The following is a 23398-nucleotide window of genomic DNA, read 5'->3' on the forward strand; positions in this document are numbered from 1 at the left end:
AATTATTCAAAATATGTACATTCGGATGTTTCAAGGTCGTTCATCCAAGTCGTATTTCTATTTTTAAAAAATGAATGATCCGTATATTTCTAAAGGACAAGTCATATTGTAATAGAAATGGATAAGGAGGATGGTGGTGAGGGATGAATGAGAGAGCGAATGAGATTCGGAAGCGGTTAGCCAAACGACGTAAACAATATCCTGTTTATAGAGATGCAAGAGTAAGCAATATATCGGATGCATATGATTATGAACATGATGTGGATCAAGCAATTTTTCAGTCAGAGCCGGATACCTCATTTCATCCGCTTTGGAATAGAAATGTATTTATTTTGAAAATACTTATGTCAGCGGCATTAGTGCTAATCGCTGCGATTATATATGAATCACCATCACCGACTTTAGATAAAGCGAGAACGGCGATTACGACGACGATGAAAAAGGAGTTTCAATTCGCGGCTGTTTCCCATTGGTATGAAGGGACGTTTGGCAAACCGCTCGCACTATTTCCAACAAGCAATCAAGAGCAAGTGGCGCTAGATAGTAAGGAAATGAGTTACTCTCTACCGGTTTCTGGGAAAATATTAGAGGGATTTTCCGACGATCATCAAGGAATCATCATTGAAACGGGTAGCGATGCTGAAGTTGAAGCAATGACAGAAGGAACAGTTATTTTTGCTGGAAAACAGGCAGATACGGGAAATACAGTGATCGTTCAACATCCGGATCAAACGAAATCATGGTATGGCAAAATGGATGAGATTGTCGTAAAACCGTATGAAAAAGTATCAGCAGGTAAAGTACTTGGTACTGTTTCCTCTGATGATGGAGGAAAAGGACAATTTTATTTTGCGATTAAGCAAGAGGATCAATTTATCGATCCAATTCAGGTGATGAGCTTTGAATAAATATATCCAGCTGGTAAGGAAGATTCATGTTCATCCCTTTTTTTGGCTCATTGCCGGATTAGCAATCATAACGGGATCTTTTTGGGAATTGCTCGGCTTATTTATGATTGTTTTTTTACATGAAATCGGACATGCGTTTGCAGCCCAATTTTTTCAATGGAAAATCAATCGAATTATGATTTTACCATTCGGTGGCTTCTGTGAAGTCGATGAGCACGGCAACCGCCCGATTAAAGAAGAGTTGATCATTATTTTAGCTGGACCGCTTCAACACCTTTTGATTGCGCTCGTTATTTTTGTATTAAAATCATTGGCGCTTATTCCAGTAACCGATGCTGCGTTTCTTTTTCAATGTAATTGGATGATTTTGTTCTTTAATTTGCTTCCGATTTGGCCGTTGGACGGCGGAAAGTTAATTCAGTTATATCTCGCATCGACGAAGCCGTACCTAGAGGCACAAAAGCAATCTCTCGTCAGCTCTTTCATTGCCTTATTATTGCTTCACGGGGCGTTCCTATTTGTCGCACCATTTCAATTACAAGTTTGGGCAATTTTTATTTATTTATATTTTTGCTTATATATGCAATGGAAGCAAAGAAGATATGTGTTTATGCGATTTTTGCTTGAAAGACATTATGGAAAACATCAAGCATTTAAACAATTGCAGCCCATTACTGCGCAAGGTGATGATTTTCTTTATACAGCGATGGAAAAATTTCAACGGAATTGTAAGCATTTTATTAATGTAGGTGGCAAGAATTCGCTGTTTGGAAAATTAGATGAGAATGAATTGCTTTATGCCTATTTTACAGAAAAGCAAGTTCATGCCCAATTTAAGGATATTGTTTATCATGATTGACTCGGCAGGTTGGAAAAGTTAAAGTGAAAGAAATGGAATGCGGACTAGCGAATTGCTAGTCTGTTTGTTGTTAAAAGGATGAGATAAATGAACGAAATATATATTGATTTATCAACGGAGCAAAAGCGGTTTGTCGTAAAAGAGCAAAATACCATTACGACGATATTTGTTGAGCAACCACAAGATCGTTCAAAGGTAGGCAATATTTATCTTGGTCGGGTTGAAAGTGTAAAGCCTGGCATGGATGCCGCATTTGTGACAATTGATGACGGGAAAAATGGATTTTTAAAAATGGATCAGCTCCCGGCTTTTTTACATGCTGAAAAAGCCGCTCCAATTTCTTCTTATTTAAGAGAAGGGGAACAAATTCTCGTGCAAGTAAAGAAAGATGAAACGGATGAAAAAGGGCCGTTATTATCAGCAATTATTGAGTTTTCGAATCCTAGAATTGTCTATATGCCCGAAGGAAAATACATATCGATATCGAGAAAAGCGAGTGAGAAGCAGAGAAAGGAATGGAAATCCCGACTAAAAAAACAGCAGCAAGGTCGGGAAGGGTTCATTATTCGAACAGAAGCGTTAAATGAGTCAGAGGAGACGCTTATTCACGATATGGAAGGATTAAGGGAGGAATGGGCGCGATTACTTGAGCAAGTGAAAACAGTAAAATCCCCTGCTTTAGTTATTGAACAATCCAACTTTGAAGTGGAATTGCATAAGGAAGTCGAACGATTAAAGGGTGGAACGATCATTGCATTAAATCGAGCGATCATCGATAAAATCAGTTCCGAATTCCGTTCCCAGTGGAAATTCCAGCAGCATTTAAAACAAGAACCGCTTTTTTCATACTACAATCTCGAAATAGAAATTGAAAAAGCGCAAAGTCGGATCGTTTTACTAGATGAGGGGGCATATCTCGTTATCGATGAAACGGAAGCAGCGGTCATTATTGATGTGAATACGGGACAATATACGGGACGGCAACTAGCAGCAGATACCGTTTTAAAAACGAATATTACCGCTGCAAAGGAAATTGCGAGGCAGCTTCGTGTAAGAGATTATGGAGGAATGATATTAATTGATTTTATTAATATGACTTCATCCCTTCATCGTCAGCAAGTATTAGAAACTCTAAAAGAGGCAGTGAAACAGGATCCTAAGCATATTCGTTTGCGAGGCTTTACACAATTAGGGATTTTTGAGCTGACAAGAGCGCGAACAAAGCAGTCGCTTTCAAAAGCAATCCAAACAACATGTTCAGTCTGTCACGGTACAGGTATGGTAAAAAGTCCGGAAGCAGTTGCTTTCAGCCTGGAGCGGGAATTACTTGGATTTCCGAAAGGAGAATTTGAAGCTGTTTTAATTGAATGCGATCAAGCAACGAGGAATGCTTTTACTGGAAAAAATAATGAATATGTATCAAAGTTAGAAGAATTTTTACAACTGCGTCTTTATTTTAAACAAACGCATTTTTGCAAACCGGAATATTATATCCGGCGTTTTGGGACAAATGAAGAGATAAAGCGGAATGTTGTTGACACTTGATACGAACTTATGATAATATTTTTATGTTAGTTTGTAGCACCCGTGCTACAACCGCACAGAGCAGGTAGTAAGCTTTTGAAATGATCAAAGCACCTGTAATGGCGAGTCTGAGTTAATTAAGGAGGTGCAACTATGTACGCAATCATTGAAACTGGTGGAAAACAAATCAAAGTTGAAGAAGGTCAAGCGATCTACGTTGAGAAATTGGACGTTGCAGAAGGTGAAACATTCACTTTTGACAAAGTTCTTTTCGTTGGCGGAGAAGATGTGAAAGTAGGAAGTCCTTTCGTTGAAGGAGCTACTGTAACAGCTAAAGTTGAAAAACAAGGCCGTCAAAAGAAGCTTGTTGTTTTTAAATACAAGCCAAAGAAAAACTACCACAAAAAACAAGGTCATCGTCAACCATACACAAAAGTTGTCGTTGAAAAAATCAACGCATAAGACAGATGATTAAAGTACAAGTCGTAAGAAAAGCAGACGGTACAATTACCTCTTTTACGATGAGAGGTCATGCTGACTATGCTGAACATGGACAGGATATTGTCTGTGCGGGGGCATCGGCGGTCGCTTTTGGCAGCATCAATGCATTGTTCGCTTTAACTGAAGTTGAACCAGTCATTGAGCAGTCTGAGGGCGGATACTTAACATGTACGATTCCTGATGATCTGTCGGATGAATCCTTCGAAAAAGCCCAGCTTTTATTGGAGGGGATGATCGTCTCTTTGCAGACGATTGAACGAGATTATCAGAAATATATACGGGTTACTTTTCAGAAATAGGAGGTGGAACACATGCTAAGATTAGATCTTCAGTTTTTCGCATCGAAAAAAGGGGTAGGTTCAACGAGAAACGGACGTGACTCTCATGCAAAACGCCTTGGCGCAAAGCGTGCGGACGGTCAATTCGTTACAGGTGGATCAATTCTTTACCGTCAACGCGGTACAAAGATTTATCCAGGTGAAAACGTTGGACGTGGTGGCGACGATACTCTTTTTGCAAAAGTTGACGGAGTAGTACGTTTCGAACGTCTAGGACGCGACAAGAAAAGAGTAAGTGTTTATCCACAAGCAAAAGAAGCGTAAGTATGAAAAAAGCTCTGATCTTTTAAAAGGTCAGAGCTTTTTTAAACGAATAGAAATTTGCATCTATACAGTCATTACGGCTGTTTTTTTATTTGTTGTGTTCAATTGAATGCGAGTATCGACGAAAGTGATAAGTGAGATCCTTGGTCTAAAAGAGGGAGAAAATCGAGTTGGAAAATTTCAAAGCGGGCAGAATTCTCAAGAACCGATTTGTAATTAATGATGAATACCGTTTTGGAAGATACATTCTACAAGGAATGAGTCGAGGCTATCATAGAGTTTGCCAAGAAACTCATACAAACTTTTCGTTTTTGTTCAACAGTATATGTGAGGGTTTGAACAATTGTAAAAGGACTAAAAAGTGAATGGTTTAATTACTATTAATCTCAAGAAGGATTACATATGTTTTCTGACAATACTTAACCGAATAAATGATCTTTTTTTCTGTAATTAAGGTCTTGAATATGCTATACAATCGATTTCTGATATACTAAAGAAACACTTGGTCAGAATGTGAGGCAATGCATAAATGAAATCAAAGTGGACAGTAATTGAAGTGCTTCAGCAATCGCGACATGATTGGTTGAATCAACTTCAATTAATAAAAGGAAATTTAGCACTTGGGAAAAAAGAGCGGGCAGAGGAAGTTATCGAGGAAGTGGTTGCGCAAATGCGGCAGGAATCCAGATTGACAAATTTGAAACTGCCTAAATTTGCTTTGATGCTTCTTACTCATAATTGGGAAGGGCATCATTTTCAGGTAAAATATGAAATCCTTGAACAAAATGGACCACTATTTTTTAATGATGAATGTTTGACTGCTTGGATGCGCTCTTTATTTAATGAGCTTGATCAAGCATATGAGCCAATGAATGATAACTATTTATATGTTGGAATCCATGTAAACGATGGGAAGCTTCGATTACAATTGCATTTAACAGGAATAATAAAGGATATACCTCGTATAAAAAAATGGCTTACATGTCATAAGGATAAGGTCGAACAAGTTTCATTCCAAAAAAATGATGAAACGGACATTCAAGTAGAGGCCATTTTTAAGTGACCAGACGGTAGATTGGAGTGAGGTAAAAAATGTTTGTCGATCAAGTAAAGGTGTATGTAAAAGGCGGCGATGGCGGAAATGGAATGGTTGCTTTCCGGCGTGAAAAATATGTGGCGATGGGCGGACCTGCTGGTGGCGATGGCGGAAAAGGAGCTAGCGTCATTTTCCAAGTGGATGAAGGGTTGCGCACTTTAATGGATTTCCGTTATCAACGTCATTTTAAGGCGCCGCGTGGAGAGCACGGAATGTCTAAAGGACAGCACGGAAAAGGGGCATCAGACCTCATTATAAAAGTTCCGCCTGGAACCGTCGTAACGGACGATGATACGAAGGAAGTGATTGCTGATTTAGTTGAGCATGAGCAACAGGCTGTCATCGCTAAAGGTGGACGGGGCGGACGGGGCAATATGAGATTTGCGACTCCTGCCAATCCAGCACCTGAACTGGCGGAAAATGGAGAGCCGGGCCAGGAAAAAAATATCGTCCTTGAGTTGAAGGTGCTAGCAGATGTCGGGCTAGTTGGGTTTCCGAGTGTTGGTAAGTCAACATTATTATCCGTCGTTTCGGCTGCAAAACCAAAAATTGCCGAGTATCATTTTACGACGATTGTTCCTAATCTTGGAGTTGTTGAAACCGATGATGGGCGCAGTTTTGTTATGGCTGATTTGCCAGGGCTGATTGAAGGTGCGCATGAAGGTGTTGGGCTAGGACACCAATTTTTGCGCCATATTGAAAGAACAAGGGTCATCGTTCACGTCCTAGATATGTCTGGATTAGAAGGCAGAGATCCGTATGAAGATTATTTGACAATTAATCGTGAATTGGAAGAATATAATTTACGATTAATGGAGAGGCCGCAAATCATTGTCGCCAATAAAATGGACATGCCCGATGCTGAAGAAAATTTAAAACTGTTTAAAGAAAAGGTAGAGGAAGACTATCCGATTTACCCGATCTCCGCTGTGACGAGGCAAGGATTACGTGATCTATTGTATGAAATTGCTAATCAACTTGAAAAAACACCGGAGTTTCCACTTCATGAAATTATAGAAGAAGATGAAACAGTTAATCGCGTCTTGTATCGTCACGAGCAAGCATCAGATCAGTTTGTTATTACAAGAGAGTCAGATGGTACCTTTGTTGTTGAAGGGGATGCATTAGAGCGACTCTTTAAAATGACCGACTTCTCTAGAGATGAATCTGTCCGCCGTTTTTCTCGTCAGCTCCGCTCAATGGGAGTCGATGAAGCCTTAAGAAACCGTGGGGCAAAGGATGGAGATACAGTTCGTTTATTTGAATTTGAATTTGAGTTTATTGATTAGTTCTTCTTTGTAGGGGGAGAAGATGAGTGGAGAAGAAAAATGAAAAAAATTATCGGTTTTTCTTAGTTCGGGAAGACGTATTACCTGAGGCAATTAAGAAAACATTAGAAGCGAAAGAACTGCTTGAGCGTGGGAAGTCTGAATCTGTGTGGGATGCGGTTCAGAAGGTGGATTTGAGCCGAAGTGCTTTTTATAAATACCGGGACACGGTCTTCCCATTTCATCGAATTGTGAAAGAAAAAATCATTTCTTTGTTTTTCTACTTGGACGATCAACCAGGCGCTCTTTCAAAACTACTTGCGATCGTTGCGGAAAATTCCTGTAATGTGCTGACGATTCACCAGACAATCCCGCTGCAAGGAAGAGCAAACGTTACGTTATCTCTAGATGTGACGAATATGTCGGTTGATTTAGACATGTTGCTCGTGAAACTCCGAAGATTAGAATTCGTTGATAAGGTCGATGTATTAAGCTCAGGAGCATAAATAAGCTGGATGCCTAAAATGGCACTCCAGCTTATTTAATTATCTACAATTAAAATACCAGCTAACTTTAATGCTTGCTCAGCTCTTTCGATGGCTTCCTCATTATCGGCAGAAAGTGTGTGAAGATGAAATCCAGAAGTTAAATCTGAAAGGAGAGCGGCGTTCGTTTCGTTAATTTGCTGAAGAAATGATTGAACTTCCCCACGGTTAGAAACCATAATCGAGGCGGTTAAATCTCCGTATACCGGATGCTCCACTTTTACATCTTTCACAGTGACGCCCTGATCAACAATGATATGTAATTCTTCCTCGGCTTGTTCGCGTTGATGAAAGCAAGCGATCGTTTTTTCAACCCGTTTTTGTGTAGCTGGAATATGCATATACATATATCCTTGGCTCGTTGCAATAATCGGTTCATTTCTTGCTTTTAACAATGTGATATCCCCAACGATTACTTGTCGGCTTACTTTTGAATGCTTAGCTAGTGTCGCACCTGTAATCGGATTTGTGCTTTCTTTTAATTGAGAAAGAATCCATTCCCTTCTTTCATCCCCGAGCATTTTTTTATCATCCATTTTTTTACCTCCTAAAAAAATCAACCTTGTAAAAAGCTTACCATAAAACGTTCAACCAGCATATTTTTCAATGTGATGTCATATGTTTTTGAGAAGATTATTAGCATTTTGCCTACACGTTCATACACTATATGGACTTATGCCTGAGGAGGGGAATTGAGTGAAGATCCATATCGTGCAAAAAGGAGATACACTATGGAACATCGCCAAAAAATATGGAGTGGATTTTGAAGAATTAAAAAAGATGAATGGACAATTGTCTAACCCTGACATGATTATGCCTGGAATGAAAATTAAAGTGCCGACCGGCCATCAAGGTGGTCATCACCATTCACATGGCGGACACGGTCAGCATGGTGGTCATCATCATACACATGGTGGTCACGGTCAACACGGTGGACATCAGCACCATACGCACGGCGGCCAACACGGCGGTCATCATGTAGGACATCATGGCGGACATCACCATGGTGGTCATAAGGAAATGCCAAAAGCAGAGCATCCTATCATCCAACATAAGGAGGCTCCAAAAGCGGTAGTAACTCCGCCAAAAGAAAAGCCGAAGGAGCAGCCGCAGCAACTATATCAGCCTGTTATGCCGAAGCATATTTACCATCCGGTTATGCCACCAACACTACCTGAAATTGATATTAATAACTATTACATGATGAATATGAGTCAAACACAGGCTCAAATTCAACAGTCCGCGCCAGTACCGCCAAAAGAGGAATTTGTTGAGGCAGAATCTCCAATGCCAGAGATTGCACCTCAAGTTTACCAACCGCCAATGTATCAGCCTTGCTATCCAATGCCAATGATGCCTATTTGTGATCCATGTTACCAGCCGCATTCGTATATGCCAACGCAACAATGGATGCCTGCTCAACAATGGATGCCGCAAGTTCAGGGAATGATGACACAACCAGCCCCAATGCCAACGGTTTTGCCAGGAACGGAAGGAGCGTATCCGGAATGGGATGGTGAGTCATCATCGTATCCACATTATGGGATGGAGCAGCCGCAAGCGATGATGCCAATGCAACAAATGCCATATCAACCTTTTTACGGGGCTCCTGTTCAAGGGATGCATAAACCGGGTTGCGGCTGTGGATGTCAAGGACATATGCACGGACAAATGCATGGACATCATATGATGCCGATGCAACCAATGCCTTATGCGGGGGCAATGCCTTATGCCCCAATGATGCCAGGAAGTGCTGGCACATATGCGATGCCGATGCGTCATCAAAATGAGGAAAAAGATGAATAAACAAATGAAAAGAAGGAGAGGCGGATTTTCCAGTCGTCTCCTTCTTTTTATAAGAAAAGAGGTCAAGCTTCCAGTTACACGGATCAATAAACTAAAACAAGGAGTATGGCTACTGTCAGGCGGAACGAATATGTGGATAGCCAAGGAATTTCCCACTCTTTCTCGATTAGAATTGCAGATGGCTTTTACAGCTGAATTGAGGGATGGAGGATTTGATCAATCATACTTATTTTATCCATATCCACTTCTCATAGAAGAGAGAATAATTGGGTTGATACAGTATATTGAACGGGATGATACGAATATGTTTCATTATCGTTCGCGGCAAAATATGAACGAGACGCTTTTGCTTTTGGAGAAATTTCATCTCACTACGGGTTCCTTTGTTTCTGCATTTCAGAATAAAATCCAGCGATTTGACCAAATCGCAAAATGGGAGAACCGCTTGACTGATTTTCAACAGTCTATCCGAGAAAATGAAAAAGTCTTCTATTCTCCTACTTTAAAAAATATCGCGAAAATAGGTGAGTGGGCACTTAAACGAATGAAGGCAGATGCTGATTTTTTCCAAAGGGAACCGTATTGTATTATTCATGGGGATGTTGCCTACCATAATTTTATTCGGGGGAAAGATGGAAAGTTGTATGTGATCGATTTTGATCTTATTCGCATTGCGCCGGCGATGATTGATTGGCTTCAATTTTGCAATCGTATTTTACCTGCGTTGCGCTGGCGTCCGGAGGAATTGCTTTCGTTTCCTCAATTGCGACCATTCGTAGAGAACGAAACCTTCTTAGCAGCACTCGTGTACCCAACGGATATTTTTCGCGAATGGAACTTTTTCGTTCGTCATTTAAATGAAAGAAATGCTCGCTTATCATTCGAGAGGACTTTTAAGGACCATTATCGTGAACGAATGCAATTTTATCAAACCACCATGGAAAAGCTTAAGAATATTTAAAAATGCCCGCCATTATGTCTGCTTGTTTACGAATAAGCCCCTTTTGATATATGATAAGAAATATACAATGATGAGAGGGGTATTTTGGATGGCAGGGCATTCCAAGTGGAAAAACATACAAAATCGTAAAAACGCACAGGATTCGAAGCGTGGGAAGATTTTCCAAAAGTTAGCGAAAGAAATATATGTTGCAGCGAAGCAGGGTGGACCCGATCCGGATTTGAATCCATCCCTTCGTTTGGTCATTGAAAAATCGAAGGCGGCGAATATGCCGAACGATAATATTAAGCGGGCCATTGATAAAGCGAGCGGTAATCAAAACGCTGATAACTATGAAGAAGTATTATATGAAGGTTACGGCCCAGGTGGAACGGCTGTGATGGTCATGTGTTTAACCGATAATCGAAATCGAACAGCGACAAATGTTCGAGTAGCCTTCAATAAAAATGGTGGAAATTTAGGCGAAACTGGCTGCGTTTCTTATATGTTTGATCGCAAAGGCTATCTCGCGATTGATCGAGAAGGATTTGACATGGAGGAAGATGATTTGCTCCTACAAGTCATTGAAGCAGGCGGAGAAGAGCTTGAAACAAGCGATGAAGTGTTTGAAATTTATACAGATCCAGAGAACTTCATCGAAGTAAAGGAAACGTTAGAGAAGGAAGGAATCACATTCGCATCCGCAGAAATTACAATGATTCCTCAAACAACAACAGAGCTGAACGAAGAACAAGCAGCGAAAATGGAAAAAATGCTCGACATGCTTGAAGATGATGACGATGTTCAAGACGTTCATCATAACTATGAGCATTGATACTGTATACATTCCCCTAGCCTAAAGGTGAATGACGGAAAAACTGCACTCCTATATTTCAGGGAGGTGCAGTTTTTTTGTTAATTGGCTTGTATTTTGCTCGAAGCGGCTCGTAAACTCGGTTGAGTGGCTTGTATTTTGCTCGAAGTGGCTCGTAAACTCGGTTGAGTGGCTTGTATTTTGCTCGAAGCGGCTCGTAAACTCGGTTGAGTGGCTTGTATTTTGCTCGAAGCGGCTCGTAAACTCGGTTGAGTGGCTTGTATTTTCCCTGAAGCGGCTCGTAAACTCGGTTGAGTGCTTCGTATTTTGACCTGAGCGCACGTATCATCACTAGATTGGCTCGCATCTTAGTCTAAGTACTTGTATCTTAGACCAGAAACTTCGAATATTCATGTAAAAATTTGGACAGTCTATGAATGAGAGATTGATGTGATAGAGGTGAATAGAATGAGTACCTTTCCCCGAATCATCATATGCATGGCGTTTGCTTTAAGCCTAATCGTTCCGTCCTACTCGAAGTCGCTGGCTCAAGAAGATGTTGTGCATATCGAAGGTCCAATGACATTGGAGGTTGTTTTACGTACACTTTATGTAGATGGTGAGGTAAGTGAGGAAATTGTCCAAGAAACGATTTGGGCGCTTGATGATTTTTGGGCAAAATATGCAGATTGGCAGCTTATCGATATGGATGATAGCTCCTTGCTTTTTGAAAAAGAAGTAGATGATATTTCCCCTTTATTAAAAGTAAATGGATTTTTCGGTATTTCGGATGATGGTGTTTTATCCATCTATAACGGAAAGCCCGAGATGGAAAATGTCATTCAATCTTTTTTTCAAATTGATGTGCAAAAGCTTGAAGGTAAAAAACAACAACAATTAAAACAAGGGATTCGTGTGAAGTCAAAAGAAGAGTATACAGATGTCCTTGAAGCGATGAAGCAATTTGTTATAAATGAAGATAAAGGGAGCTGACAAATTTGTCAGTCCCTTTTTGCGTATTGCCTAGATTATGTAGGATTTATGAAAACATGTTTTGTTTTTCCTTATGATAATAAAAGAACGTATGTTTTTCATTTCGAGATTATCGTCCTTTTGTGGTACAATGATGGATAGCGATATGATAGGAGAGAAAAAATTGTACGAATATATTAAAGGGACGATTGTACATACAGAGCCAGAACATGTTGTCATTGACAATAACGGAATTGGCTATCAAATTTTAACCCCAAATCCATTTGTTTTTTCGAGCAAAAAGGGAATGGATACGATTATTTATACATATCAGCATGTTCGCGAGGATACTCTTGCTTTATATGGATTTGAAACAGCTGAACAGAAGCAAATGTTTAAAAAACTTATTAGTGTTTCGGGGATTGGACCAAAAGGAGCGCTTGCGATTTTAGCATATGGCGAGCCTGTTCAAGTGATCCAAGCAATTGAAAATGAAGACGAAAAGTTTTTAACGAAGTTTCCGGGAGTAGGTAAGAAGACAGCGCGGCAAATGATCCTCGATTTAAAAGGAAAATTGCATGATGTCATTGATGCAGATGTGACAGGTTTGTTTGCTAATTTTGAAACGGATGAACTTTCTACTGTATCAACAAATATTGCGTTAGATGAAGCGATGTTAGCTCTTGCTGCATTAGGTTACTCTGAACGTGAATTAAAAAAGATTCGTCCAAAGCTTACAGATGGCGAGTTAACGACTGATCAATATATTAAACAAGCATTGCAGCTACTGATCAAATAACTAGCTTAAAAGGAGGGGGAGAAATGGAAGAAAGGGTATTGTCAGGAGAAGCATTAAACAATGATCAATCTTTTGAACAAAGCCTCCGCCCGCAAACGCTTGCTCAATACATTGGGCAAGAGAAAGTAAAAAGCAATTTAGCTGTTTTTATTGAAGCTGCGAAAATGAGGAGAGAAACGCTTGACCATGTTCTTCTATATGGTCCTCCTGGCTTAGGGAAAACGACGCTCGCTGTTGTTATTGCCAATGAGATGGGTGTGAATGTGAGAACGACTTCAGGCCCAGCCATTGAACGTCCAGGCGACCTAGCGGCGATTTTAACGGCGCTTGAACCAGGAGAAGTGCTTTTTATCGATGAGATTCATCGCTTGCCACGTGCGATCGAAGAGGTACTTTATCCTGCGATGGAAGATTATTGTTTGGATATCGTTATTGGTAAAGGTCCGGAAGCTCGATCGGTTCGACTTGATTTGCCTCCATTTACATTGGTTGGTGCAACGACGCGAGCAGGGGCAATATCAGCACCATTGCGAGATCGATTTGGTGTATTAAGCAGGCTTGAATATTATAATGAAGAGCAACTAACAGATATCGTTGTGCGAACAGCCGCCATTCTTGATACGGATATCGATGAAAATGGTGCGGTCGAAATTGCTAAGCGTTCGCGGGGGACACCGAGAATCGCTAATCGGCTTTTAAGACGGGTTCGCGACTTTGCCCAAGTTCGCGGAAATGGAAAGATCACATATTCAATCGCAGATGAAGCATTGGAATTATTACAAGTTGACCGACTGGGACTTGATCATATTGACCATAAATTATTAATGGGGATTATCGAAAAGTTTAGGGGTGGACCAGTCGGACTTGATACGATTGCGGCCAGCATCGGTGAAGAGTCGACAACGATTGAAGATGTATATGAGCCATACTTACTGCAAATTGGCTTTTTACAACGAACACCGCGCGGGCGAATGGTGACAAAGATGGTGTATGATCATTTTAAAATTGATGTGCCTGAAGGATGAGGAAAATGTCTAAACTATTAATGGTTACGGGAGCTGCCCTCTTCATTGTCGGGTTTCTCATTCATTTTCTGAAGTTGGGGAAGCTACCTGGCGATGTCGTCTTTAAAAAAGGCAATACAACCTTTTATTTTCCGATCGTTACATCGATCATTTTAAGCGTGATCGTGTCCGCAGTTTTGTATTTTATTGGGAGGCTTAAATAATAGTGGAAGTAAAAATGTTTGATTTTGATTTACCAGAAGAGTTAATTGCACAAACCCCTTTAGAAAATCGAACGGAGAGCAAGCTGATGGTGCTAGATAAACAGTCTGGCGCTATTTTGCATGAACAATTTCGCAACATCCATCAGTATTTACAGGCGGGTGATTGTCTCGTTTTAAATGATACGAAAGTTCTTCCTGCGCGATTATTAGGGATGAAGGCTGATACAGGCGCAAAAATCGAAGTGCTACTTTTAAAGCAGTTGGAAGGTGACGAGTGGGAAACACTTGTCAAGCCAGCCAAACGTATTAAAGTAGGTTCGATTATTTCCTTTGGAGATAGTAAGCTAACGGCGGTTTGCATCGCTGAAAAAGAACATGGAGGGCGAATACTTGAATTTCGCTATGATGGAATTTTTTATGAGGTGCTTGATGAGCTTGGAAAAATGCCATTGCCTCCATATATTAAAGAGCAGCTTGAAGATCAATCGCGTTATCAAACTGTGTTTGCAAAAGAGCGTGGGTCTGCGGCAGCACCGACAGCTGGCTTGCATTTTACTGTTGACTTGTTAGAGCAGTTAAAACGTCAAGGGGTTAATATTGTTTTTATCACACTTCATGTTGGGTTAGGGACGTTCCGGCCTGTCAGCGTCGAAAATATTGATGAGCATGACATGCATGCGGAGTTTTATCGTGTTTCCGAGGAAACAGCGGCATTGCTAAATGAAACAAAAAAAGCGGGCGGCAGAATCATTACGGTTGGGACAACTTCAACGAGAACACTTGAAACGATCGCAACGAAACACGATGGCCGTTTTGTTGCTGAGGATGGCTGGACAGATATTTTTATCTATCCTGGCTATGAATTTAAAGCGATTGATGGGATGATTACGAATTTCCATTTACCGATGTCCACGCTGATTATGCTCGTTAGCGCGCTAGCTGGCAGGGAAAATGTATTACATGCATACGAAGAGGCAGTAAGGGAACGTTATCGCTTTTTCAGTTTTGGCGATGCGATGTTGATTAAGTGAGGCTATGATCGTATATTTTGTTAATTTTAAACACGTTGATTGTAGCGGAAGATGTGAGACTCCTGCGGGATAACGGAACAGGTGAGACCCCGCAGGCGTGAAGCGCCGTGAAGGCTTACCGTTACGCCCGCGGAAAGCGAGCATCTGCAGCGGAAATCAACAACTACGTCAAGGAGTTGAGCAGAATGGCAGCAGTCACCTATGAATTAATTAAAACATGTAAACAAACAGGTGCAAGATTAGGAATGATTCATACTCCACATGGATCATATGAAACGCCGATGTTTATGCCAGTTGGAACATTGGCGACGGTGAAAACGATGGCCCCAGAAGATTTAAAAGCAATGGGGGCAGGGATCATTTTAAGCAATACGTATCATTTATGGCTTCGTCCTGGACATGAAATCGTCAAAGAAGCAGGCGGACTTCATAAATTTATGAATTGGGATCAAGCGATTCTTACCGATTCAGGCGGTTTTCAAGTTTTTTCATTAAGTGAGTTCCGCGATATAAAAGAAGAAGGGGTTCATTTCCGCAATCACTTAAACGGGGATAAATTATTTTTATCACCGGAAAAAGCGATGGAAATCCAAAACGCGCTTGGGGCGGATATTATGATGGCCTTTGACGAATGTCCTCCGTTTCCAGCAACGCCTGAATATATGAAGAATTCTGTTGAGCGAACATCTCGTTGGGCAGAAAGATGTCTTGAAGCGCATCAGCGTCTGCAAGATCAAGCGTTATTCGGGATTGTTCAAGGGGGAGAATATGAAGATCTTCGTAAACTAAGTGCGAAGGATCTTGTGTCTATGGACTTTCCTGGTTATGCGATCGGTGGTTTATCGGTTGGCGAGCCGAAAGATGTGATGAATCGTGTACTTGAATTTACAACACCGCTTCTACCGACAAATAAACCGCGTTATTTAATGGGCGTAGGCTCACCAGATTCATTGGTTGATGGTGCAATCCGCGGTATCGATATATTTGATTGTGTATTGCCAACTCGAATTGCGAGGAATGGAACATTGATGACGAGCGAGGGACGCCTCGTTGTGAAAAATGCGAAATATGCGCGTGATTTTAGCCCGATTGATGAGAATTGTGATTGCTACACGTGTAAAAATTATACACGTGCATATATCCGTCATTTATTAAAATGTGACGAAACGTTTGGAATTCGACTTACAACTTACCATAACCTGCATTTTCTGTTAAAATTAATGGAGCAAGTCAAGGATGCGATTCGTGAAGATCGTTTAGGTGACTTCAAAGAAGAATTTTTTGAGCGCTATGGATTTAACCGTCCTGACGCGAAAAATTTCTAAATATGCAATCAATGAGCGAAGGGAGGGACTAGAAACATGCAAACACTAGCTAACTTATCACCATTTATTTTAATGTTTGTTCTGTTCTATTTTATTTTGATCAGACCAAACCAAAAGCGGCAAAAGAAGGTTCAAGATATGCAAAGCAATTTGCAAAAAGGCGATAAAATCGTCACAATTGGTGGCCTTCACGGCACGGTTGATGCTGTTGATGAAGGGAAAGTTGTCATCTTATGTGGTGACGGCAGCAGGCTTACATACGATCGAGCAGCGATTCGCGATGTAATTAACGCTGATAACTAATCAATTAACGGAAAAGAAGCTCGTCAAAATTGACGACGCTTCTTTTCATTTTTGTGACAAGATGTTAACCCCTAACACGCCTCCCATCATGGCGGTTAAAATATAACATGTATGAAAGATCGTTTGTTCGAGCGTGAAAAAAAGTCCATGGCCCAAATATTCATACATAAATACGATGAAGCTATAAATGATCCCGGTTGCACCGCCGATCATCCATCCTTTTTGCTTTGCCTTTCCCCCGCAGATGAACCCTCCAACAAATACGGCAAAATAAGAAATGATTGTAATAAGTAAACGGATAGATTGTTCCTGAGTATTCGTAAAATGTAAAATAAGTGAAAAAATCAGACTTGTGATTGCGGCAAGCAATAAAATGGTTGTCACACCATATATAATAGATACACCAAATTTCTTCGCTTCGATTTCGACCCACTCCTTTTTAAAATCATCGGAAAATATAGCTAACTATTCATATCTCACCCTTAGAAAGGATGTCCTAAAAAGACTTGTCTTCCATATTCATATTCGAAATTTTAAGATTTAGAAGAGAATGTTTAAAAAGTCCTGTAAAAAAACTCTCCATCTAATATTTTTATTTTCAAGAGTCAGTACAGACACTCTCAAAAAGTACGATACTTAAATTTTAAATCGATATGTTTTTCATTGTTTTTCGTCCGCTGAGCATACTAATCATTGCTATGGTAAAAAGGAGGAAACAGAATGGAAAAGTATATGATTATCATTTTGCGGACGATTCTTTTATACGGCGTAATACTCGTCATCTTTAGAGCGATGGGAAAGCGTGAAATTGGAGAGCTAAGCGTTATTGATCTTGTCGTCTTCATTATGCTTGGTGAAATGGCCGTGATAGCAATTGAAGACCACAAGGATCCGATCATGCATACAATCACTCCAATGGCCGTCCTTCTCATTATTCAGATTGGTATGGCTTACGGATCATTAAAAAGCCGGAAGTTTCGTAAACTTGTTGATGGGGAGCCAAGCATCATTATAAAAAATGGAAAGATTGACGAAAAAGCAATGAAAAAACTTCGCTATAATTTCGATGATCTTCTTATGCAGATGCGTACAAAAGACATTGATAATATCGCGGATGTTGAATTTGCGATATTAGAAACGTCCGGAGAGCTTTCGATTATAAAAAAAGGAAAAAAGGGTAGAGCCGGTTCTTATACGCTTCCTCTCATTATCGATGGCGATATTCAACAAGACCATTTAAAGGAAATCGGAAGGAATGAGCAATGGCTGCGAAAAGAACTGAATTCGAGAGGCTACAATGATATAAACAGCATTAGCTTTTGCAGTCATCAAGACGGACAATTTTATATTGACGAAAAAGATGAGTAAAAGGAAGCTATTTAAATCGTGCTAAGTCACTTTTCCGGAGAAGCTTTAATGAAAAAATAAGCACAATATATAAAACCGACGTAATGGCAATGCCTATTAAAAGTCGAAGAAGATCGTGAATCTGGCTAAATGTATGCGAATATAAGAGTAATCCAATGTACGCGGCTAAACAGGAAGCAATAATAAATTTTATATATTCGCGAATATAAACAGTAAATTGAATACGTTTTAAGACGGTTGCATAATGGAGCATTGTAATTAACACCGTGCCTGTTGCAATTCCAAGTGCAGCACCGTTAATGCCAAATTCCGGTCGTGAGGCAAGAACGAAAATAACACCTATTTTGATGGTATTACCGATCAGACTATTAATCATGGCAGCTCTAGCTAAATCAAGTGCTTGTAAAATCGCTTGCAGTGGACCTTGATAATAATGAAAAATAAAAAATGGTGCAATGAGTGTAATGAATTCTGAACCGTTTGAGGATCCATACATGATGGTCATTAAAGGCTCGGAAAAAACGTATAAAATGATGACAGCCAGTCCACCTGATAACAAAGCGAACTTTAATGCGAGCTGTAATCGATGCTCAACCAATTTATAATTTTTCATCGCATTTGCCTCACTTATTGCGGGAACGAGTGCTGTCGACAGTGAGTACGTAATAAATGATGGAAGTGTTAATAATGGTAAAGCATATCCAGTAAGCAATCCATACTGTTTCGTTGCAACTCCAGCTGCAACACCGGCAATAAGTAGGCTTTGAGAAACGACAATCGGTTCAAAGAACCAGGAAAGCGAGCCGATCATTCGACTTCCAGTTGTTGGAATGGCTACTTGTAGCAGCTCTTGCAATGTTTTCTTGCCACTTTGAACCGATTTAAAAAAGTTTCTGCGAATCGGAAACTTCTTTTTTACTTTAAACATGGTAAATAGGTAAGCTAGAGAAGCGAGTTCCCCAAGGACTGATGCAACCATCGCCGCTGCTGCTGCATATTCAATTCCGAGCGGCAAAAACTTTTTAACGAATAGTGCAATCAGGGCGATCCGAACGATTTGCTCGATCACTTGTGAGATCGCTGCTGGCTTCATGTTTTGCTTGCCTTGGAAATATCCGCGAATCACGGAGGAAATCGCAATGACTGGAATAATCGGTGCAATTGCCACGAGCGGATAAAAGGTTCTCGGATCTGTCAAAAGCGTTTCTGATAAAAAACGGGCTGATAAAATGAGTGCAGGTGTGAATAGAAGCGATAAAGAACCGGTAACCGCCAGTGATACAGCAAGAATTTTTTTTATTTTCTTTTGGTCACCCTTTGCTTCTGCTTCGGCAACTGCTTTCGAGATTGCAACAGGCAATCCAAATTGTGTCAGTGTAACGACAAGGATGAATGTGGGGATTGCCATTTGATACAGACCTACCCCTTCCTCGCCGACGGTTCGATTAATAACGATTCGATTAATAAATCCGAGCAATCTTGTTAAAAGCCCGGCAACCATGAGTATTAGCGTCCCTTTAAAAAACTTTGACATTTGATTCCCTGCCTTCTCAAATGTGTTCCGTTCGATTACAATGAAGTATATGCGAGTAAGTGGACAAAGCATGACAAGTTGTCAAATAATCGATCACATTTTTGGGAGGTGGGATAAAAAGATGGAAGGGACAGATCATCCATATGATTCATATTTTCACGTATTAACCCCTGCGCTCGTGAGCAAGGTTGAAGAATTTGCCGTTCTTGGATACGGAAAAGTAGAAAAAGCAGATATATGGTATTATTTAACGAAGAAGATTTGGCGGAATCCGAAGGAAGGCATCCGAATATACGAATTAGTTTCAGATGTGATTTCGTTAAACATTGGAGATTATATGAATTTTTCAACTGTTGAGGCATTCAAATCGCCAAACATATTCGCTGATTTGGAAAGTGAGGAATTGCAAGCATTGCTTAACCCCAAAGAGCAATAACATGAATTGACAGCCTGTTTTCCGTACTTCATAATAGGCATGTACTTGCATACCGTTCAGGAAGGATAGATTGTTCATGGTAAAAAGAAGTAGAATCGTTGCCTTTTTCCTCATTGTCATCTTTATGGCTGGGATCATCGGAACGACATCGAATCCAATCGTTAATAATATAAAATTAGGGCTTGATCTCCAAGGTGGCTTTGAGGTACTTTACGAAGTTGAAGCAATTAACAAAGATCAAAAGATCGACAGAGAAACATTAGTACATACGACAGAAGCACTGAATCGAAGAATTAATGTATTAGGTGTAAGCGAGCCAAACATACAGATTGAAGGCAATGATCGAATTCGTATTCAGCTTGCTGGTGTAGAGGATCAAAACCAAGCACGGGAAATGCTCGGTACGCAAGCAACCCTGACATTCCGTGATGTCAATGATCAAATGATGATGGATGGTACAGATCTAGTTGAAGGTGCTGCAAAGCAAACGTTTGATCCGAACACAAATCAGCCCATTGTGCTAGTTGAATTAAAGGACCGAAAAAAATTCCGTGATGTGACTGAAAAGATCGTCAGCATGGCACCGAATAATCAGCTTGCGATTTGGCTCGATTTCGAAGAAGGAGTTGATTCTTTTCAAGAAGCGATCAAGGATCCAAACCATCCAAAGCTTTTATCAGCTCCGAATGTAAGGGAAGTATTCAATACGACAAGTGTGTCAATTGAAGGAAACTTTACGAAAGAAGAAGCCGAAAATTTAGCCAATTTACTTAATGCAGGTGCCCTTCCGGTAAAATTAACAGAAGTATATTCGACTTCTGTTGGCGCTAAATTCGGCGAACAAGCGATGAATCAAACAGTTACTGCTGGTATTGTAGGAATTGCAATCATTTTCTTATTTATGATTGTTTTTTATCGCCTGCCAGGTGTAATTGCAACGATTACGCTGTCCATTTATATTTATTTAATCTTACTTATTTTCGATTTAATGAACGCTGTTCTAACATTACCGGGAATTGCGGCTTTAATTCTCGGAGTCGGGATGGCGGTCGATGCCAATATTTTAACGTATGAGCGATTGAAGGAAGAAATAAAAGTAGGGCGCTCGTTAAAATCAGCATTCCAATCGGGCAATAAATCATCGTTTGTTGCAATCTTAGACGCAAATCTTACGACGTTACTTGCGGCCGGAGTTCTATTTTACTTTGGAACAAGCTCGGTAAAAGGCTTTGCGACGATGTTAATCATCAGTATTTTATTAAGCTTTCTTACGGCAGTATATGGTTCACGCTTATTGCTCTCATTCTGGATCAATAGTGGAATGTTTAAAGATCGTCCAGGCTGGTTTGGTGTAAAGCGTTCATCGGTTCATCGTCTGAATGAAAATCTGACACCGCATGATTTAAAAACACCGTTTGATCGTTTTGACTTTGTCAAACATCGGAAAAAGTTTTATACATTATCGACGATTTTGCTCGTAAGTGGTGTAATCATTCTTGCAATTTTCCGTTTGAATCTAGGTATTGATTTTTCAAGTGGTACTCGTGTTGAAATTGATGGTGGCAAGCCATTAACAACGGAAGAAGTAATGGTGGAGTTAGAAGCGATCGATCTGGTTCCTGATGACCTTGTCCTTTCCGGTGCGAATGGAGAAATCGGTGTGGCTAGCTTTAAAGGTGTGCTTTCAACAGATACCATTGCCCAGTTAAAAGACCATTTTCACGAAAAATACGGTTTGGATCCAAGTGTAAGCACGGTTTCCCCAACAGTTGGGAAGGAACTGGCGAAAAATGCATTTTACGCATTGCTCGTTGCGGGAATCGGGATCATTATTTACGTATGGTTCCGCTTCGAATTTGCGATGGGATTGTCGTCCGTCCTCGGTCTTGCTCATGATGCCTTTTTTATCGTTGCTATCTTCAGTTTGACAAGGCTTGAGGTTGATATTACGTTTATTGCGGCTGTTTTGACGATCGTTGGTTATTCGATTAATGATACAATCGTTACATTTGACCGAATTCGGGAAAATATGATTGCGAAAAAACGCCTGAAGACGGAAGAAGATATTGCTGAGGTTGTTAATAAAGGGTTGCACCAAACATTGACACGTTCGATTAATACGGTGCTAACCGTTATTATTACGGTTGTTGCTATACTTATTTTAGGTAGTGAATCCATTCGAAACTTTTCGATTGCTTTGCTTGTCGGATTGTTAGCTGGAGCATACTCATCCATTTTTATTTCCGCACAGCTTTGGTACGATTTGAAAGTAAGGGAATTAAGAAAAAATGGGCCAATTAATACCGTAAAGGAAAAGAAAAAATGGTCGGATGAGCCACAGGTTTAATGATTTATAACAGAAAAAACCGCAGAAAAATCTGCGGTTTTTTGTCGCCTTGGGCAAGATATAAAGGTAGTTTGTTTTTAAAGGAGCGTTTACATGAAGCAGGAGGATCGATTCAAGCAAGCTGAGTTTGCCGCGTGGTTAGGCATTGGCATCAATCTTATATTAACTGTGTTAAAAGGAGTTGTAGGTGTAAAGGCGAATAGTAAGGCATTGATTGCGGATGCGGTCCATTCTGCATCCGACATTGCAGGTTCATTCGCCGTATATATTGGGCTGAGGGCTGCAAAACAGCCACCTGACGACGACCATCCGTATGGACACGGAAAAGCCGAGTCGATTGCAGCGATTATCGTTGCAGTCATCTTAGTGATTGCTGGTTTGCAAATAGGTAAATCAGCGCTAGAAGCTTTTTTTACCCCGATGATCGCACCTGGTGGAATGGCAATTTATGTTGTCGTTTTTTCAATTCTCGTCAAAGAAGCATTGTTTCGCTATAAATTCAAACTAGGGAAAAAGCTAAATAGTGATGCATTAATCGTCAATGCATACGAGCATCGTTCAGATGTGTATTCATCAATTGCTGCATTAATTGGAATTGGACTGTCGATCATTGGTGCAAAGCTACATATTAATTGGCTTATTTATGGAGACCCAGCAGCAGGTGTGATTGTTTCTTTACTTGTTTTAAGAATGGCTTGGAAGCTAGGTGCAGATGCGATTCATAATACACTTGATCACGTGCTTCATGAAGAAGATACCATTGAGTTTCAACAGTTGATTTTATCGGTGCCACAAGTAAAAGCGATCGATCAGTTACACGCTCGCGAACACGGGTATTATGTCATTATCGATTTGAAAATTTCAGTTGATCCATACATGACCGTAGAAGAAGGGCATCAAATTGGGAAAAAGGTGAAAGATCAATTGATGAGCCACTCACATGTTCACAATGTGTTCGTTCATATTAATCCATACAATCCAGATGAAAAAGGGAATCATTGATTATATTCTTCGATATGCGCCCCAACTTTGATTGAAAGAAATTGGATGCAAAGCTTCTTATTGATTCTGGTGTATTACATACTTATTTTGAAACGTGTTGATTGGAGTGGAAGGCGCCGACTCCTGTGGGATGGGCGGGCCTGGTGAGATCCCGCAGGAGCGTAATTTAAGGAACGAAGCCGTCGCCACA

26 protein-coding genes and 1 other annotated feature are annotated in these 23398 nt (G+C 40.4%); of the genes, 23 read left to right on the plus strand and 3 right to left on the minus strand.

The window, feature by feature from the left end:
- The first annotated feature begins 143 nt into the window (after positions 1 to 143).
- The 9 genes from KHA95_RS12965 (at position 144) to KHA95_RS13005 (ending at position 7264) form a co-directional block, all read left to right on the plus strand.
- A complete protein-coding gene (locus KHA95_RS12965; RefSeq protein ID WP_213137925.1) occupies positions 144 to 908 on the plus strand; it encodes a M23 family metallopeptidase in 765 nt (254 codons plus the stop codon).
- Complete coding sequence (locus KHA95_RS12970) at positions 901 to 1767, plus strand: M50 family metallopeptidase (protein WP_213137926.1); 867 nt, start codon at positions 901 to 903, stop codon at positions 1765 to 1767. Before KHA95_RS12965 ends, KHA95_RS12970 begins: the two co-directional genes overlap by 8 nt.
- A gap of 87 nt (positions 1768 to 1854) precedes the next feature.
- On the plus strand, positions 1855 to 3312 hold the full coding sequence (locus KHA95_RS12975; RefSeq protein WP_213137927.1) for an Rne/Rng family ribonuclease: 1458 nt from the start codon (positions 1855 to 1857) through the stop codon (positions 3310 to 3312).
- 39 nt (positions 3313 to 3351) lie between these two features.
- Positions 3352 to 3431 (plus strand) — a sequence feature (ribosomal protein L21 leader region).
- A gap of 13 nt (positions 3432 to 3444) precedes the next feature.
- Positions 3445 to 3753 carry a 50S ribosomal protein L21 gene (gene rplU / locus KHA95_RS12980; RefSeq protein WP_213137928.1) on the plus strand — a complete coding sequence of 103 codons (309 nt, stop codon included), beginning with the start codon at positions 3445 to 3447 and terminating at the stop codon, positions 3751 to 3753.
- Positions 3754 to 3758: 5 nt separating this feature from the next.
- On the plus strand, positions 3759 to 4091 hold the full coding sequence (locus KHA95_RS12985; RefSeq protein ID WP_213137929.1) for a ribosomal-processing cysteine protease Prp: 333 nt from the start codon (positions 3759 to 3761) through the stop codon (positions 4089 to 4091).
- Positions 4092 to 4103: 12 nt separating this feature from the next.
- Positions 4104 to 4394: a 50S ribosomal protein L27 gene (gene rpmA / locus KHA95_RS12990; protein ID WP_213137930.1), complete on the plus strand. Its 291-nt coding sequence runs from the start codon at positions 4104 to 4106 to the stop codon at positions 4392 to 4394.
- Between the two features lie 529 nt (positions 4395 to 4923).
- Positions 4924 to 5457 (plus strand): Spo0B C-terminal domain-containing protein, encoded by a 534-nt coding sequence (locus tag KHA95_RS12995; protein WP_213137931.1) that lies wholly within the window; start codon positions 4924 to 4926, stop codon positions 5455 to 5457.
- A 29-nt stretch (positions 5458 to 5486) separates the two neighbouring features.
- Positions 5487 to 6779, plus strand: coding sequence for a GTPase ObgE (obgE, locus tag KHA95_RS13000; RefSeq protein WP_213137932.1), 1293 nt, complete (start codon positions 5487 to 5489; stop codon positions 6777 to 6779).
- Between the two features lie 26 nt (positions 6780 to 6805).
- Complete coding sequence (locus KHA95_RS13005; RefSeq protein WP_213137933.1) at positions 6806 to 7264, plus strand: ACT domain-containing protein; 459 nt, start codon at positions 6806 to 6808, stop codon at positions 7262 to 7264.
- 35 nt (positions 7265 to 7299) lie between these two features.
- Here the strand turns inward: KHA95_RS13005 and KHA95_RS13010 are convergent, their stop codons facing one another.
- Positions 7300 to 7839: a transcription repressor NadR gene (locus tag KHA95_RS13010; RefSeq protein ID WP_213137934.1), complete on the minus strand. Its 540-nt coding sequence runs from the start codon at positions 7837 to 7839 to the stop codon at positions 7300 to 7302.
- Positions 7840 to 7999: 160 nt separating this feature from the next.
- Between KHA95_RS13010 and safA the strand changes: the two genes are divergently transcribed.
- The 10 genes from safA to yajC all read left to right on the plus strand — a co-directional run bounded on the left by safA (position 8000) and on the right by yajC (position 16521).
- Positions 8000 to 9109, plus strand: a complete 1110-nt coding sequence (gene safA / locus KHA95_RS23385; protein WP_481748440.1) for a SafA/ExsA family spore coat assembly protein — start codon at positions 8000 to 8002, stop codon at positions 9107 to 9109.
- Positions 9102 to 10070, plus strand: coding sequence for a phosphotransferase (locus tag KHA95_RS13020; protein WP_213137935.1), 969 nt, complete (start codon positions 9102 to 9104; stop codon positions 10068 to 10070). The genes safA and KHA95_RS13020 overlap by 8 nt, the downstream gene beginning before the upstream one ends.
- An 88-nt stretch (positions 10071 to 10158) precedes the next feature.
- Positions 10159 to 10884, plus strand: a complete 726-nt coding sequence (locus tag KHA95_RS13025) for a YebC/PmpR family DNA-binding transcriptional regulator (protein ID WP_213137936.1) — start codon at positions 10159 to 10161, stop codon at positions 10882 to 10884.
- Between the two features lie 447 nt (positions 10885 to 11331).
- The gene (locus KHA95_RS13030) at positions 11332 to 11856 is read left to right on the plus strand and encodes an intercompartmental signaling factor BofC (protein WP_213137937.1); all 525 of its coding nucleotides are present in this window, start codon (positions 11332 to 11334) and stop codon (positions 11854 to 11856) included.
- Positions 11857 to 12019: 163 nt separating this feature from the next.
- Positions 12020 to 12634, plus strand: coding sequence for a Holliday junction branch migration protein RuvA (gene ruvA, locus KHA95_RS13035; RefSeq protein ID WP_213137938.1), 615 nt, complete (start codon positions 12020 to 12022; stop codon positions 12632 to 12634).
- A gap of 23 nt (positions 12635 to 12657) precedes the next feature.
- Positions 12658 to 13659, plus strand: a complete 1002-nt coding sequence (gene ruvB, locus KHA95_RS13040; protein WP_213137939.1) for a Holliday junction branch migration DNA helicase RuvB — start codon at positions 12658 to 12660, stop codon at positions 13657 to 13659.
- Positions 13656 to 13862, plus strand: a complete 207-nt coding sequence (locus KHA95_RS13045) for a DUF2905 domain-containing protein (RefSeq protein WP_213137940.1) — start codon at positions 13656 to 13658, stop codon at positions 13860 to 13862. The genes ruvB and KHA95_RS13045 overlap by 4 nt, the downstream gene beginning before the upstream one ends.
- Positions 13863 to 13876: 14 nt before the next feature.
- On the plus strand, positions 13877 to 14893 hold the full coding sequence (gene queA, locus KHA95_RS13050; RefSeq protein WP_249316907.1) for a tRNA preQ1(34) S-adenosylmethionine ribosyltransferase-isomerase QueA: 1017 nt from the start codon (positions 13877 to 13879) through the stop codon (positions 14891 to 14893).
- Positions 14894 to 15078: 185 nt separating this feature from the next.
- A complete protein-coding gene (gene tgt / locus KHA95_RS13055; protein WP_213137942.1) occupies positions 15079 to 16218 on the plus strand; it encodes a tRNA guanosine(34) transglycosylase Tgt in 1140 nt (379 codons plus the stop codon).
- Between the two features lie 36 nt (positions 16219 to 16254).
- A complete protein-coding gene (gene yajC, locus KHA95_RS13060) occupies positions 16255 to 16521 on the plus strand; it encodes a preprotein translocase subunit YajC (protein ID WP_213137943.1) in 267 nt (88 codons plus the stop codon).
- A gap of 45 nt (positions 16522 to 16566) precedes the next feature.
- On the opposite strand, the gene KHA95_RS13065 is transcribed toward yajC, so the two are convergent.
- Positions 16567 to 16980 carry a TIGR04086 family membrane protein gene (locus KHA95_RS13065; protein WP_349305481.1) on the minus strand — a complete coding sequence of 138 codons (414 nt, stop codon included), beginning with the start codon at positions 16978 to 16980 and terminating at the stop codon, positions 16567 to 16569.
- A gap of 261 nt (positions 16981 to 17241) precedes the next feature.
- Between KHA95_RS13065 and KHA95_RS13070 the strand changes: the two genes are divergently transcribed.
- Entirely contained in the window at positions 17242 to 17889 is a 648-nt protein-coding gene (locus tag KHA95_RS13070) for a DUF421 domain-containing protein (protein WP_213137944.1), read from the plus strand.
- 7 nt (positions 17890 to 17896) lie between these two features.
- Here KHA95_RS13070 and spoVB read toward each other — a convergent pair whose 3' ends face one another.
- Positions 17897 to 19423 carry a stage V sporulation protein B gene (gene spoVB / locus KHA95_RS13075; protein WP_213137945.1) on the minus strand — a complete coding sequence of 509 codons (1527 nt, stop codon included), beginning with the start codon at positions 19421 to 19423 and terminating at the stop codon, positions 17897 to 17899.
- Positions 19424 to 19544: 121 nt separating this feature from the next.
- Here spoVB and KHA95_RS13080 point away from each other — a divergent pair, with 121 nt between their 5' ends.
- The 3 genes from KHA95_RS13080 to KHA95_RS13090 all read left to right on the plus strand — a co-directional run bounded on the left by KHA95_RS13080 (position 19545) and on the right by KHA95_RS13090 (position 23208).
- Entirely contained in the window at positions 19545 to 19859 is a 315-nt protein-coding gene (locus tag KHA95_RS13080) for a post-transcriptional regulator (protein ID WP_213137946.1), read from the plus strand.
- A gap of 76 nt (positions 19860 to 19935) precedes the next feature.
- Positions 19936 to 22206 (plus strand): protein translocase subunit SecDF, encoded by a 2271-nt coding sequence (gene secDF / locus KHA95_RS13085; RefSeq protein WP_213137947.1) that lies wholly within the window; start codon positions 19936 to 19938, stop codon positions 22204 to 22206.
- Positions 22207 to 22299: 93 nt separating this feature from the next.
- Complete coding sequence (locus KHA95_RS13090) at positions 22300 to 23208, plus strand: cation diffusion facilitator family transporter (RefSeq protein ID WP_213137948.1); 909 nt, start codon at positions 22300 to 22302, stop codon at positions 23206 to 23208.
- The last annotated feature ends 190 nt before the right edge of the window (positions 23209 to 23398 follow it).

This window comes from Bacillus sp. FJAT-50079 (assembly GCF_018343515.1).
Taxonomy (GTDB): domain Bacteria; phylum Bacillota; class Bacilli; order Bacillales; family Bacillaceae_C; genus Lederbergia.

Excerpts from the sequence above, each read along its gene's own strand:
- KHA95_RS12965 (WP_213137925.1), top strand. The coding sequence starts at position 144 with ATGAATGAGAGAGCGAATGAGATTCGGAAGCGGTTAGCCAAACGACGT.
- KHA95_RS12975 (WP_213137927.1), top strand. The coding sequence starts at position 1,855 with ATGAACGAAATATATATTGATTTATCAACGGAGCAAAAGCGGTTTGTC.
- rplU (WP_213137928.1), top strand. The coding sequence starts at position 3,445 with ATGTACGCAATCATTGAAACTGGTGGAAAACAAATCAAAGTTGAAGAA.
- KHA95_RS12985 (WP_213137929.1), top strand. The coding sequence starts at position 3,759 with ATGATTAAAGTACAAGTCGTAAGAAAAGCAGACGGTACAATTACCTCT.
- rpmA (WP_213137930.1), top strand. The coding sequence starts at position 4,104 with ATGCTAAGATTAGATCTTCAGTTTTTCGCATCGAAAAAAGGGGTAGGT.
- KHA95_RS12995 (WP_213137931.1), top strand. The coding sequence starts at position 4,924 with ATGAAATCAAAGTGGACAGTAATTGAAGTGCTTCAGCAATCGCGACAT.
- obgE (WP_213137932.1), top strand. The coding sequence starts at position 5,487 with ATGTTTGTCGATCAAGTAAAGGTGTATGTAAAAGGCGGCGATGGCGGA.
- KHA95_RS13010 (WP_213137934.1), bottom strand. The coding sequence starts at position 7,839 with ATGGATGATAAAAAAATGCTCGGGGATGAAAGAAGGGAATGGATTCTT.
- KHA95_RS13020 (WP_213137935.1), top strand. The coding sequence starts at position 9,102 with ATGAATAAACAAATGAAAAGAAGGAGAGGCGGATTTTCCAGTCGTCTC.
- KHA95_RS13025 (WP_213137936.1), top strand. The coding sequence starts at position 10,159 with ATGGCAGGGCATTCCAAGTGGAAAAACATACAAAATCGTAAAAACGCA.
- KHA95_RS13030 (WP_213137937.1), top strand. The coding sequence starts at position 11,332 with ATGAGTACCTTTCCCCGAATCATCATATGCATGGCGTTTGCTTTAAGC.
- ruvB (WP_213137939.1), top strand. The coding sequence starts at position 12,658 with ATGGAAGAAAGGGTATTGTCAGGAGAAGCATTAAACAATGATCAATCT.
- KHA95_RS13045 (WP_213137940.1), top strand. The coding sequence starts at position 13,656 with ATGAGGAAAATGTCTAAACTATTAATGGTTACGGGAGCTGCCCTCTTC.
- queA (WP_249316907.1), top strand. The coding sequence starts at position 13,877 with ATGTTTGATTTTGATTTACCAGAAGAGTTAATTGCACAAACCCCTTTA.
- tgt (WP_213137942.1), top strand. The coding sequence starts at position 15,079 with ATGGCAGCAGTCACCTATGAATTAATTAAAACATGTAAACAAACAGGT.
- yajC (WP_213137943.1), top strand. The coding sequence starts at position 16,255 with ATGCAAACACTAGCTAACTTATCACCATTTATTTTAATGTTTGTTCTG.
- KHA95_RS13070 (WP_213137944.1), top strand. The coding sequence starts at position 17,242 with ATGGAAAAGTATATGATTATCATTTTGCGGACGATTCTTTTATACGGC.
- spoVB (WP_213137945.1), bottom strand. The coding sequence starts at position 19,423 with ATGTCAAAGTTTTTTAAAGGGACGCTAATACTCATGGTTGCCGGGCTT.
- KHA95_RS13080 (WP_213137946.1), top strand. The coding sequence starts at position 19,545 with ATGGAAGGGACAGATCATCCATATGATTCATATTTTCACGTATTAACC.
- secDF (WP_213137947.1), top strand. The coding sequence starts at position 19,936 with ATGGTAAAAAGAAGTAGAATCGTTGCCTTTTTCCTCATTGTCATCTTT.
- KHA95_RS13090 (WP_213137948.1), top strand. The coding sequence starts at position 22,300 with ATGAAGCAGGAGGATCGATTCAAGCAAGCTGAGTTTGCCGCGTGGTTA.